This is a genomic window from Aminithiophilus ramosus (assembly GCF_018069705.1).
Taxonomy (GTDB): Bacteria; Synergistota; Synergistia; order Synergistales; family Aminithiophilaceae; genus Aminithiophilus; species Aminithiophilus ramosus.
On record NZ_CP072943.1, the window covers coordinates 3,056,177 to 3,068,117 of the forward strand.

10 protein-coding genes are annotated in these 11,941 nt (G+C 66.8%); 9 read left to right on the top strand and 1 reads right to left on the bottom strand.

Annotated features, from left to right (window positions below):
• The first annotated feature begins 18 nt into the window (after nucleotides 1-18).
• From xth to KAR29_RS13825, 9 genes are all read left to right on the top strand, one after another.
• The gene (gene xth, locus KAR29_RS13785; RefSeq protein ID WP_274373569.1) at nucleotides 19-804 is read left to right on the top strand and encodes an exodeoxyribonuclease III; all 786 of its coding nucleotides are present in this window, start codon (nucleotides 19-21) and stop codon (nucleotides 802-804) included.
• Entirely contained in the window at nucleotides 801-1,715 is a 915-nt protein-coding gene (locus tag KAR29_RS13790; RefSeq protein ID WP_274373570.1) for a GHMP family kinase ATP-binding protein, read from the top strand. Before xth ends, KAR29_RS13790 begins: the two co-directional genes overlap by 4 nt.
• Nucleotides 1,712-2,806, top strand: coding sequence for an outer membrane protein assembly factor BamB family protein (locus KAR29_RS13795; protein WP_274373571.1), 1,095 nt, complete (start codon nucleotides 1,712-1,714; stop codon nucleotides 2,804-2,806). The genes KAR29_RS13790 and KAR29_RS13795 overlap by 4 nt, the downstream gene beginning before the upstream one ends.
• Nucleotides 2,807-3,092: 286 nt before the next feature.
• Entirely contained in the window at nucleotides 3,093-4,709 is a 1,617-nt protein-coding gene (locus KAR29_RS13800; protein WP_274373572.1) for a thiamine pyrophosphate-binding protein, read from the top strand.
• Entirely contained in the window at nucleotides 4,706-5,833 is a 1,128-nt protein-coding gene (gene hisC, locus KAR29_RS13805) for a histidinol-phosphate transaminase (RefSeq protein ID WP_274373573.1), read from the top strand. The genes KAR29_RS13800 and hisC overlap by 4 nt, the downstream gene beginning before the upstream one ends.
• Complete coding sequence (locus KAR29_RS13810) at nucleotides 5,826-6,956, top strand: ABC transporter ATP-binding protein (RefSeq protein WP_274373574.1); 1,131 nt, start codon at nucleotides 5,826-5,828, stop codon at nucleotides 6,954-6,956. The genes hisC and KAR29_RS13810 overlap by 8 nt, the downstream gene beginning before the upstream one ends.
• The gene (locus tag KAR29_RS13815) at nucleotides 6,953-7,759 is read left to right on the top strand and encodes an ABC transporter permease (protein WP_274373575.1); all 807 of its coding nucleotides are present in this window, start codon (nucleotides 6,953-6,955) and stop codon (nucleotides 7,757-7,759) included. The genes KAR29_RS13810 and KAR29_RS13815 overlap by 4 nt, the downstream gene beginning before the upstream one ends.
• On the top strand, nucleotides 7,756-8,688 hold the full coding sequence (locus tag KAR29_RS13820) for a glycine betaine ABC transporter substrate-binding protein (protein ID WP_274373576.1): 933 nt from the start codon (nucleotides 7,756-7,758) through the stop codon (nucleotides 8,686-8,688). The genes KAR29_RS13815 and KAR29_RS13820 overlap by 4 nt, the downstream gene beginning before the upstream one ends.
• Before the next feature lie 95 nt (nucleotides 8,689-8,783).
• A complete protein-coding gene (locus KAR29_RS13825; protein WP_274373577.1) occupies nucleotides 8,784-10,646 on the top strand; it encodes an aldehyde ferredoxin oxidoreductase family protein in 1,863 nt (620 codons plus the stop codon).
• Between the two features lie 36 nt (nucleotides 10,647-10,682).
• Here the strand turns inward: KAR29_RS13825 and KAR29_RS13830 are convergent, their stop codons facing one another.
• Nucleotides 10,683-11,891: a M20 family metallopeptidase gene (locus tag KAR29_RS13830; RefSeq protein WP_274373578.1), complete on the bottom strand. Its 1,209-nt coding sequence runs from the start codon at nucleotides 11,889-11,891 to the stop codon at nucleotides 10,683-10,685.
• Nucleotides 11,892-11,941: the final 50 nt, after the last annotated feature.

Sequence of the window (11,941 nt, forward strand, 5' to 3'; positions counted from 1 at the left end):
GCAAGGAGGCGGATTTTTATGGCCCTTTTCTCCGTGGCGACCTTCAACGTCAATTCCGTCCGCTCCCGGCTCCCCGTCCTGGAGCGCTGGCTTTCGGCGAACCCCGTCGACGTTTTGGCCCTTCAGGAGACGAAGGTCGTCGACGACGACTTCCCCCTCCCCTTCTTCTCCGACAGGGGCTACCACGTCGCCTTCCGGGGCCAGAAGGCCTACAGCGGCGTCGCCCTGGCCTCTCGCCTCCCTTTCGACGACGTCTTCCACGGATTCGGCGACGGCCTCGAACCCGACGACGGACCGCGCCTCATCGGCGCCCGCTGGGGCGCCATGACCGTCGTCAACACCTACGTCCCCCAGGGGAAGAGCCTCGACCACCCCGACTTCGAGTACAAAAAGCGTTTCCTTCGGCGTCTGGCGACCCTCTTCGACAGGGAGACGTCCCGCGGCGCCCAGAATCTCTGGGTGGGCGACCTCAACGTGGCGCCCACCGAATCCGACGTGACCAACGCCTCCACCAAAGGGGATCACGTCTGCTTCCACGCCTCCATCCGGGAGGCCTTCGCCGCCGTCGTCGACGGCCGTTTCGTCGACGTCTTCCGCAAGCACCGCCCCGGCGAGGGCGAGTTCTCCTTCTGGGACTACCGCGTCAAAAACGCCCTGGGGCGCAACATCGGCTGGCGCATCGACCACATCCTGGCCTCGGCCGACCTGGCCGATACCTCCGTCGACGCCTTCGTCGACAGGGAACCGCGGAGCTGGGAGAGGCCCTCCGATCACACCGTCGTCGTCGCCCGCTTCCGGCGATGAGCGAAGCCTCCGTCGCGCTGGCCGGAACGGTCGGCGAATGGGTCCAGGGGTGGATCTTGCCCGACGGGGAGGCTCTGGTCAGCCTCGTCGTCCCCTGGCGGGGGCGCGTCTCCGTCGGAGAGGACCTCGACGACCCCCTTCCGGCCAAGGCGGCCTCGGCCCTGGCCGTTGCCCGGCGCCGCCTGGACCGGCCCGGGCTGGGCGCCCGGATCGACAACCCTCTCCCCGTCGGCAAGGGACTGGCCTCGTCGACGGTCGACGTCTGCGGCATCCTGGCGGCGGCCTCGCGCCTCGCCTCCCCTCCCTGGGGCGAGGAGGAGATCTTCTCCCTGGCCTGCTCCGTCGAGCCCTCCGACGGCATCCTCTTTCCCGGCCTGGCTCTCGTCGACCACCTGAGGGGACGGCTCATCGAGCGTCTGCCGCCGCCGCCCCCCCTGAGCCTTCTGGCCCTCATCCCTCCCCGGAGCCTCGACACAGAGGCGTACCGCCGCGATCCCGCCTTCCTGAAAAGGGTCCGCGATCGGGCGCCGGAGCACCTCAGGGCCTACTCCTGGCTGCGCCGGGGACTCTTCGAGGGAGACGGAGCCCTCGTCGCCCGAGGGGCCACCCTCTCGGCTCGGACCCAGAACGGGCTGCTCCCCAGGCCCGAATGGCCCCTGCTCGAGGAGGGGCTGCGCTGGCCGGGAGCGCTCGGCATCGCCCTTGCCCATTCGGGGACGGCCTCGGCCCTTCTCTTCCGGGACCGGCCGTCGGCCGACGAGGCGCGACGGCGTCTCGTCAAAGGGTTCTCGGGATCGGTCGTCCTCTTCGAGCCCTGCGGCGGCGGAATCGCTCCCCTCGACACGCCGCCGGGAAAGGGAAAGGGAAACGTCACCAGAAACGGCCATCTTTCAAGGAGGTGTCCCCTGTGAAGAAAACGTTCGGAACCGTCCTCGTCGCGCTCCTCTTTTCGCTTTTCGCCGTCGCGGCCGCCTCGGCCCTGGAAGTCGGCTACCGCGCCGACAAGGGCCGCAGCGCCGTCTTCGCCCCGGGAGGCGTCGTCCGGGGCGAGTCGGCCTGGACCTTCAACGCCGAGGGAGGCGTCACGGCCTCGCCCATCGTCGTCGGTTCGACCCTCTACGTCGGCAGCCAGGGAGGGCGCGTCTACGCCCTCGAGGCCGCCACGGGACGCCCCTTTTGGTCCGTCTCCGTCGGCGGCTCCGTCTCGGCCTCGCCGGCCTTCGCCGACGGGAAGCTCTTCGTCGGCACCGATTCGGGGGCCGTCTTCTGCCTCAATGCCGCCGACGGGCGGGAACTGTGGCGCTACGGCGGAGACTGGTCCTTCCGCGCCTCGCCCGCCGTCGTCGGCGGCGTCGTCTACATCGGCGACCTTGGCGGGACCGTCATGGCCCTCAACGCTTCGTCCGGGAAACCTCTCTGGAGCTTCGGCTCCGACCGCTGGTTCTCGGCCTCTCCCCTTCCCGCGGGAGACCTGGTCTTCGTCGGCGGCCACGGGGGACGCTTCTCGGCCCTCGAGGCCGCAACGGGAAAAGAGCGCTGGGGCAGCTCCACGGGAGGTCCCCTCGACGTGTCGGCCTCGTACCGCGACGGCATCGTCTACTTCGGCGGCAACGGCGGCTGTCTCTACGCCGTCCAGGTCTTCAAGGTCATCCCCCTCTGGCAGGCCTGCGTCGACAGCGGCATCTCGACGGCCATCGCCCTCTCGGGGAACAGGGCCTTCTTCGGCACCTACGACGGCGGCCTCTACGCCCTGGACATCGCGGCCAAGGGCAACATCCTCTGGCGCTTCGCCGCCGACGGGGCCATCCTCTCCGATCCGGCCGTCGAAGGCGACCGGGTCTACTTCGGCGGAGCCGACGGCCGCATCCACGCCCTCCACGTCGCCTCGGGCCAGGAGCTCTGGAGCTACGATGCCGGCGCCGAAATCGTCGCCGGTCCCGTCCTCTGGAAGGGAACGCTCCTCTACGGAACCACGACGGGCCTCGTCGGCGCCCTGCGCTGACGAGAGGCGACCTCTCCCCTTACTTTTGGATGACAGGCCTTGACATAGGGAGAGCCTTTCGCTAGAATTAAGCTTGTAGATCTTTTTCCACCATCGAACTCTGGTCTCCTCGAGGGGCCGCGCCTGGGGCCGGCCCCTCTCTTCGTCACCTCTTTCGGAAGCTCCCTTCGCACCCCGTTCGGAGAACCTTCTCCGTCCGTCGTCCTCTCGCCTCAGATTCCGCCCGTCGGCAGCCCGCCGACGGCTGTGTCATGCCCATTCGATCCGCACAAGGAAAGGTGATGGAATGAACGTACGAACAGGAGCGGCACAGGCCGTCAAAACCCTCGAAATTCTCGGCGTGAAGACCCTTTTCGGCATCCCCGGCATCCACAACCTCGACCTCTACGACGCCCTTCTCGACTCCCCCATCGAAGTCCTCACGACACGACACGAACAGGGCGCCGCCTTCGCCGCCGACGGCTACGGCCGCATGACGGGAGAGCCGGGAGTGGCCCTCGTCATCGGCGGACCGGGGCTCACGAACGCCCTCACCCCTCTCGGCCAGGCCTTTCACGACTCCGTCCCCCTCCTCCTCCTCTCCAGCGACGTTCCCCGGGCCTACGGCAAAAGCCGCCGGGGCTTTCTGCACGAGCTGCGCGACGGCCAGGGAATGGCCCGGAGCGTCTGCAAGGAGAGCCTGGCCGTGACGGAGGCCGCCGACATCGCCCCGGCCATCGAGAGGGGCTGGACGCTCTGCCGTCAGGGCCGTCCCGGCCCCGTCCACGTCCAGATCCCTCTCGATCTTCTGGCTCAGAGGGGCTCCTTCGACGATCCCCGGCCTCCTCGACGTCCTTCCGCCCCCCTCCTGCCGCAGGAGCCTTTCGACGAGGCCCTCTCCCTTCTCCGCGAGGCCCCTCAGGCGGCCTTCGTCGCCGGAGGCGGGGCCCGTCACGCCCGATCCCTGACGGAGCTCGTCGAGAAGCTCGGCGCCCCTCTGGCGACGACCTGCGCCGGCAAGGGCATTCTCGACGAGGGTCATCCCCTCAGCCTCGGAACGACCCTCCATCTGGCTCCGGTCCGGACCTTTCTCGAATCGGTCGACGTCCTCGTCGTCGTCGGTTCCGAGCTGTCGCCGACCGACCTGTGGGAAAACCCCCTCAGGCCGAGGGGGAAGGTGATCCGCGTCGACGTCGATCCCTCCCACTTCACCGCCTCGCCCCAAGCCGACGTGGCCCTCGCCGCCGACGGCGATCTCGTCGTCGGGGCCCTCGCCGCGGCACTGGAACGCCGACCCTACTCCGTCGAGGAGCGGGGAAGGACGGTCCGGCGCCTTCTCGACGAGGCCCGCTCCTCCCTGCCTTCCGTGACGGGTCTGGGCCCCCTGGCCGACGAGGTCCGGTCCTTTCTGCGGGCCCTCCGCCGGGGCCTGCCCCGGGAAGGCGTCCTCTTCGCCGACATGACGACGCCGGCCTACATGGCCCTCAGCGAATTTCCCGTCGCCGAGGCCGGCCTCTTCTTCCACCCCGTCGGCTTCGGCACCCTCGGCTGGGCCCTGCCCGCCGCCCTGGGAGCCCGCGCCGCCGACAGGCAGAGACCTCTCGTCGTCCTCTGCGGCGACGGCGGGTTCCAGTTCACCCTGCCCGAGCTGGCTCTGGCCGTCGAATCCCGCCTTCCCCTCGTCATCGTCATCTGGAACGACGGGGGTTTCGGCGAGATCCGCCGCAACGAGGAGCTTCGCCACAGAGGGCGGACCCTCGCCGTCGACCAGAGCCTTCCCGATCTTCCCGCCCTGGCCCGGGCCTACGGCGTCGACGCCTCGGTCCTCTTCTCGCCCCGGGAGCTGGAGACGGCCCTGAGCCAGGCCCTGGCCTCGGGGAAAACGACGCTCATCGACTACCGATCGGGAGGGCAGGGACGATGACCCTCGGGGGACTGCGCGAACCGGTCCGATCCGTCGAGCCCTACGTGGCGGGCAAGACCGTCGAGGAGGTCCGCCGGGAGCTGGGCCTGGAGACGATCATCAAGCTCGGATCCAACGAGAACCCCTACGGCCCCTTCCCCGAATCGCTGCGGGCCATGGAAAAGGAGCTGCCCCACCTCAACCGCTACCCCGACGTCTCCTTTCAGCGCATCAAGACCCTCCTGAGCGACCTCCAGGGGCTGCCTCCGGAGTGCTTCGCCCTCTCCCACGGGGCCGAGGGCATGCTCCAGACGATGGGCAAGTGCTTCATCGAAGCCGGCGACGAGGTCCTGCTCCCTGCGGCGACGTACAGTCTCTATCTGGAGATCACCCGCCTCATGGGCGGCCTTCCCCGGACCGTCCCCCTGACGGCCGACTTCCGGGCCGACGTGGAGGCCCTCCGCCGTGCCGTCGGACCCCGGACGAAACTGATCTGGCTCGCCAATCCCAACAACCCCACGGGGACGGTCTGCGACGGCAGGGCCCTGGAAGAACTCGTCGAGGGCCTGCCCGAGAAGGTCTGGCTCGTCCTCGACGAGGCCTACGCCGAGTTCGCCGATCCCTCCCTTCTTCCCGACAGGAGGCGCCTCATCGCCGAGGGACGGAACGTCATCGCCGTGCGGACCTTCTCCAAGGCCTGGGGACTGGCCGGTGCCCGCCTCGGCTATGCCATGGCCCGGCCCGAAATGGTGACCGTCATCGACACCGTCAGCGAGCCCTTCAACGCCAACCGCATCGGCCTGGCCGGGGCGAAGGCGGCCCTCGTCGAGGGCCGGCCCTCCTACGAGAGGGCCCTGGCCGCGATCCTCGCCGACCGGGCCTGGCTCGCCGCCGAGCTTGCACGACGAGGCTGCACCGTCGTTCCCTCCCAGACGAACTTCCTCTTCTTCGAGACGCCTTACAGCGCGTCCGAACTCTCCCGGGCCCTTCTCGAGCGGGGCGTCATCGTCCGGTCCTGCGAGGGCTGGGGTTTCGATCGGGCCATTAGGGTCAGCATCGGCACCACCGAAGAGACGAGGCGCTTCGCCTCCCTTTTCGGCGATGTTCTCGACGACTTCCGCAAAGGGGTGAGGCACCATGGTTGAGTTTGAAGCCGTCAGCAAGGTCTACGAAGACGGGACCCGCGCCGTAGACTCTCTCGATCTTTCCATCGCCAAAGGCGAATTCGCCGTTCTCATCGGACCGTCGGGCTGCGGCAAGACGACGAGCCTGAAGATGGTCAACCGCCTCGAGGAGTGCACGGAAGGACGGATCCTCGTCGACGGCAGGGACATCCAGGACGTCGATCCCGTGACGCTGCGCCGCAACATCGGCTACGTCGTCCAGGACATCGCCCTCATGCCCCACCTCTCGGTGGGTGAGAACATCGCCACCGTCCCCCGCCTTCTGGGCTGGAAGAAGACCAAGATCGATGACCGCGTCGACGAGCTTCTGGCCATGGCCGGCCTGGAGCCCAAGAAGTACCGCTACCGCCTGCCGGAACAGCTCTCGGGGGGGCAGAAACAGCGCATCGGCGTCCTCCGCGCCCTGGCCGCCGATCCCGACGTCATCCTCATGGACGAGCCCTTCGGCGCCCTCGACCCCCTGAGCCGCGACAGGCTCCAGACGGAGCTTCTGGAGATGCAGAAATCGGTCAAAAAGACGATCGTCTTCGTCACCCACGACATGAACGAGGCCCTCAAGATGGCCGACAGGGTCATCCTCATGCGGCGGGGCAAGGTGGAACAGATGGGCTCCCCCGTCGAGATTCAGACAAACCCCGTCAACGACTTCGTCCGCACCTTCCTCGGCGAGGACCGCCTGGCCCAGATCACGCCCGACATGGGAATCGAAAGCCTCGTCCAGGACCCCTACCTTCGCGTTCAGGCGACGGAAAAGGCCGCCGACGTCCTGAGTCGGATGGAGGACCTCAACCTCGACACGGGACAGGTCGTCGACGACAAGGGCAAGTGGATCGGCATGGTCGTTCCCAGGAGGGCCAAGGCCCTGGCCCGCGACGGAGGCACCATCGCCCGGGCCGTCCGCAAGGACCGCCATCTGAACATCGAAGAGGCGACCATCAGCGATGCCGCAGCCATGCTGGCCGACATGGATCTGCCCGTTCCCGTCCTCGACGGCAAGGGGCACCTCCTGGGCATCGTCGACTCCTCGAGCATCGCCCGGCTGGCCATCGGACGCCTCTGCCGCAAGGGAGGGACGAAGCGATGACGCAGAAAAGCCTCTGGGAGCTCTTCTTCACCTTCGTGGCCCGGTCCTACCCGCGCATCCTCACCCTGACCTGGCAGCATCTCTACATCTCAACCGCGGCCCTGGCCATCACCCTCGCCATCTGCATCCCCCTGGGCATCTACCTGACGCGACACGAGAAGCTGGCCCCCTACGTGATCGGCCTGGCCAACGTCTTCCAGACCATCCCGAGCCTGGCCCTGCTGGGTTTTCTGATCTTCGTCTTCGGCATCGGCAACGACAACGCCATTGCCGCCCTCGTCCTCTACGCCATGTTGCCCGTGATCCAGAACACCTACACGGGGCTCAGGAACGTCCCCCCCTCGCTGATCCAGGCCGCCCGAGGCATGGGCATGACGGAACGGCAGATCCTCCTCAAGGTTCAGCTGCCTCTGGCCCGTCCCGTTTTGATCGCGGGCATCCGCGTCGCCACCGTCTGGGTCATCGGCACGGCCACCCTGGCCGCGGCCATCGGCGGCGGCGGACTGGGACGGCTCATCTTCTCGGGGCTTGCCTCGATCCGCAACGAAGTCATCCTGGCCGGCGCCATCCCGGCGACGATCCTGGCTCTCCTCGCCGATCAGTGCCTCAAGATGCTGGAGAACTATTACAGCCCTGAAACGAGGGCCAAGCGCCTCGCCCAGCTGGGGCCCCTCGAGCCGGACAAGCCCTGGGACAGCGACCAGGACGAGACGGTCCTGGCCGACGAAACGGAAGAAAATGAAGAGGCGGCCTCCGAGAGTCCGTCCGACGTCGACAAGACGAAAGGAGAGGATGTTTCATGAAGAACGGAACACAACGATGGGTTACGGTGCTGCTTTCGGTGACTCTGGCCCTGGTCATCTGTGCCGCACCGCTGACGGCGGCCTATGCCGACGACGATCCCATGAACTACAAGGGCAAGGTGCGCGTCGGCGCCCAGACCGTCAACGAGGCCATCGTCCTGGCCTGGATCGCCGGCCTTCTCATCGAGGAACACACCGGCCTCAAGCCTGAGATGATCACCGAATTCGCCGCCTCCTCGGTGGTCCACCAGGCCATGGTCGCCGGTGAGCTCGATGTCTACGTCTCCTGGACGGGGACGCAGCTCACGGGCATCCTCCGCTACGAGGGCCCCAATCTCTCCGGCGAGGAGACCTTCCGCCGCGTCAAGGAGGGCTTCGAGGAACATTTCGGCTTCACCTGGGCCAAGCCCCTGGGTTTCAACAACACCTACGTCATGACCGTGCGCCGCGAGACGGCCGAGAAGTACAACCTCAAGAAGGCCTCCGACCTGGCCCCTTACGCCGCCGACTGGAAACTCGGCTGTGACGAGAACTTCGACACCCGTCCCGACGCCTATCCCGGCTGGTCCGAGCTCTACGGCATCAAATTCAAGGACATCCTGCCCATGCAGTACTCCATCATGTACCGGGCCATCGCAAACAAGGAAGTGGACGTCATTCCCGCCTACTCGACGGATTCCCGCATCCCCAAGATGGATCTGGTCATGCTCGAAGACGACAAAGAGTTCTTCCCAGACTACAGCGCCGGCTACGTCATCGACATGAAGTTCCTCGAGAAGTACCCCAAGGTCCTGGATATCCTCGAGAAGCTGAGCGGCACCATCGACGAAGAGACGATGGCCAAGATGAACAGCCGTTTCGATGACGGCGAAGAGCCCGAGGACATCGCCCGCGATTACCTCGTCAGCGTGGGGCTGATCGGCAGTTAGCTCCTTCCCGTCAGGGCAGCTGGTGATTCTGGTGGGGGGGCTTCGGCCCCCCCTGTTTCAAGGGGGAAAGACTCCCGCAAGGGGAGGTGGCAGTGATGGCAGCAAAGAGTTACGGAGCTGTCCGCCTTGACGTCGATCTCGGCGACGGCTCGACCGGCAGGAAAACTCTCGACGGAGCCTCGCTCCGTCCCCAGATCGGCGGCGTGGGCACGGCCTGTTCCATCCTTTACGACGAACAGGCCCCGGGCCTCGATCCCCTCGCCCCGGAGGCGCTTCTGATCATCGCCACGGGGCCTCTCACGGACCCGGCCGTTCCCGGCGGCGGCAGCCTGGAGATCTGCGGCAAATCGCCCCAGACCGGGGCCTGGTCGGAGTCGCGCCTCGGCACGGACGCCGGCATCGCCCTGAGAAAGGCCGGCGTGGACATCGCCGTCATCAGGGGGAGAGCCGCCAGGCCGTCGGCTCTCGTCATCGACGACGACCGCATCGAAATCATCGACGCGGCGATGCTGAAGGGGATGACCACTTCCCGGCGCGAGGCGGTCCTCGCCTCGAAGCTGGGCGAGGGTTTCGAGATCCTCTCCATCGGCGAGGCCGGCGAGAGGCTCGTTCCCTTCGCCGCCGTCATGTGCGGCCATCGGGCCGCCGGGCGGTGCGGCATGGGGGCCGTCATGGGAAGCAAGAACCTTCTGGCTCTGGCCATCCGGGGAAGGGGAAGCCTCGCCAAGGCCAGCCCGGGACGGTGGGCGTCGGCGATCCGCAAGGCCCAGGCCAAGGTGAGAGCCCACCCGACGTCGCCCGAGTTCACCCGCCACGGCACCATGGGCGGCATGCCCTACAGCGACGCCTCGGGCGACTTCCCCAGCAGGAACTGGCTGTCCAACAGCTCAGGAAAGGGCCAGTCCATCTTCGACAGCTACTACGGCCGCAACTTCAGGAAGGCCGTCGGCTGCTACCGCGGCTGCCCCGTACGGTGCGGCCGCAAGGTCCTCGTCCCCGACGGGCCCTTCGAGACCCCCCTCCACGACGGGGGCGAATACGAGTCGGTCAGCGCCTTCACGGCCTTCGTCGACGGCACCGACGTCGACGCCGCCATCCGGGCCTCCTACCTCTGCAACGAGTACGGCCTGGACACGATCTCCTGCGGCGCCGTCATCGCCTTCGCCATGGAGTGCCGCGAAAAGGGGCTCCTCGATGAGTCCCTCATCGAGGGATTGGACCTCTTTTGGGGCAACGGCTCCGTCCTGCCCCGCCTCGTCGAGGCCATCGCCCGCCGGGAAGGGCTGGGAGAGCTCCTCAGCCTCGGCGTCCGCGCCGCGGCGCAAAGGCTCGGTCCCGACGCTTTGGAGGCCGCCGTCCACGTCAAGGGCCTGGAGGGGCCCGCCCACGATCCCCGGTCGGGCAAGCTCCTGGCCTTGACCTACGGCACCAACAACAGGGGCATGTGCCACATCCACCCCATCGAGGCCAAGGCCTTCGACTGCGACAAGCAGAGTTTCGGCCTCACCGCCTACGGACTCCCCGATCCCGAGACGGTCCATCCCTGGGACGAGGAGGGCAAAGGAGCGATTGCGGCCAGGCTTCAGGATTACGGCACCCTCTTTGAGATGTTCGCCACCTGCAAGTTCTACGGCTACTGCGGCCTCGAACTCGACGACTTCGCCGAGATGATCGGGGCCGCCACGGGGTGGGATGTGACGGCTTCGGAGCTTCTTCTGGCAGGCGAGCGGGTCAACACCCTCCAGCGCCTCTTCAACCTCCGCGAGGGCCTCACCGCCGACGACGACCGCCTCCCCGACCGGGTGCGGCAGGTCCCCTCCTTCGGCCGCTACTCCGGAGAGGAGCGCTGCGCCATCGCCGACTACGAGAGGATGCTCGCCGACTACTACGAGGCCCGGGGCTGGGACGCCAAGGGCGTTCCGACGGAGGCGACGCGGCGGCGGCTGGGCCTGGACTGAGCGTCGTGCCAGAAGGCCCAACACGTTTTTCCCGATCTACAGGCAAAGATCGAGAAGGGTCGAAATATAGACGGGGCAGCTTCGGATGACCTCGTCAACGGGGCAGAACTCCCTGTCGCTATGGGCGACGCTAAGGTCGCCCGGCCCGAAGACAACGGTTTCGATGCCCCCGGCGGAGCTGAGAATGCCTCCGTCGGTCCACCCCGGGAAGGCCCCCAGCCGAGGCGATGGGCCGAAACGGGAGAGGGCCTCGGAGAGGCGCCTGACCAGAGGGGAATCGGGCGCCGTCAGCAGGGGAGGCTGTCCCACCGTGTTCATCGCCATGTCTCTCATGTTGCGGACGTCGCCGTCGTAGTCGGGGTCATCCTCTCTGAGGCGACGGATGATCTCGCGGAGTTCGTCCAAAACGGACTCCGTCGATTCTCCCGGTATCCAGCGCCTGTCGAGGCGGATCACACACTCTCCGGCAACGGTGCTCGGCTGGGTGCCTCCGAAAATCTGGCCCAGATTCAACGTCGAAGGGCCGGTGATCGGGTGAGTCCGCTCATTGATGGCAGGCAGCAGCTCGTCACAGAGAATGCGGAGAAGCTTTCCGGCCTTTTCGATGGCATTGACGCCCCGCTCGGGCGTCCCTCCGTGAGCCGCCCTCCCCCTGATGACGATCTCGATCCATTCGAGGGCACGATGGCCGTGATCGATTCTCAATCCGGTCGGTTCGCCGACGATCGCATATTTCGTCCGGGGGCCCCGAGCCACGAGATCGCGAGTCCCCGCGTTCCAAAGCTCCTCGTCGGCGACGCCGGCAAAGACGACCTGCCCTTCGAGGGGAATCCCCGCCTCTTTAACGGCCAGAACGGCATGAATCATCGAAGCAAGCGCCGCTTTCATGTCGACCGATCCCCGCCCGAAAATTTTTCCGTCCACGATCTCTCCCGAAAAGGGATCACCTTTCATGTTCTCCACGCCGACGGTGTCCATGTGACCGTTGAGCATGAGCGTCTTTTCGGGAGAGCGGTTCTTCCCCAACGTGGCGATGACGTTAAAGCGGCCGCCGGCCGTCAGACGCCGACACACCGTTAATCCCGCCTCCGCAAGAAATCGCTCCAGATAGGCGGCCATTTCCCTTTCCGGGTTCTCCAGGCCATGATGACTGGGTATGGCAATCAGCTTGCGCGTCAGATCGAGGAGGGAGGTTTCATCCAAGCAGCTCAGGGCGGCCTGGAGAGCCTCCTTGCGGTTTTTCACGGCAGACATCCTTTCTTGGAGGTTTTGGAAAAGAACGGGGCCGGGGCTCG

Excerpts from the sequence above, each read along its gene's own strand:
- xth (WP_274373569.1), top strand. The coding sequence starts at position 19 with ATGGCCCTTTTCTCCGTGGCGACCTTCAACGTCAATTCCGTCCGCTCC.
- KAR29_RS13790 (WP_274373570.1), top strand. The coding sequence starts at position 801 with ATGAGCGAAGCCTCCGTCGCGCTGGCCGGAACGGTCGGCGAATGGGTC.
- KAR29_RS13800 (WP_274373572.1), top strand. The coding sequence starts at position 3,093 with ATGAACGTACGAACAGGAGCGGCACAGGCCGTCAAAACCCTCGAAATT.
- hisC (WP_274373573.1), top strand. The coding sequence starts at position 4,706 with ATGACCCTCGGGGGACTGCGCGAACCGGTCCGATCCGTCGAGCCCTAC.
- KAR29_RS13810 (WP_274373574.1), top strand. The coding sequence starts at position 5,826 with ATGGTTGAGTTTGAAGCCGTCAGCAAGGTCTACGAAGACGGGACCCGC.
- KAR29_RS13815 (WP_274373575.1), top strand. The coding sequence starts at position 6,953 with ATGACGCAGAAAAGCCTCTGGGAGCTCTTCTTCACCTTCGTGGCCCGG.
- KAR29_RS13820 (WP_274373576.1), top strand. The coding sequence starts at position 7,756 with ATGAAGAACGGAACACAACGATGGGTTACGGTGCTGCTTTCGGTGACT.
- KAR29_RS13825 (WP_274373577.1), top strand. The coding sequence starts at position 8,784 with ATGGCAGCAAAGAGTTACGGAGCTGTCCGCCTTGACGTCGATCTCGGC.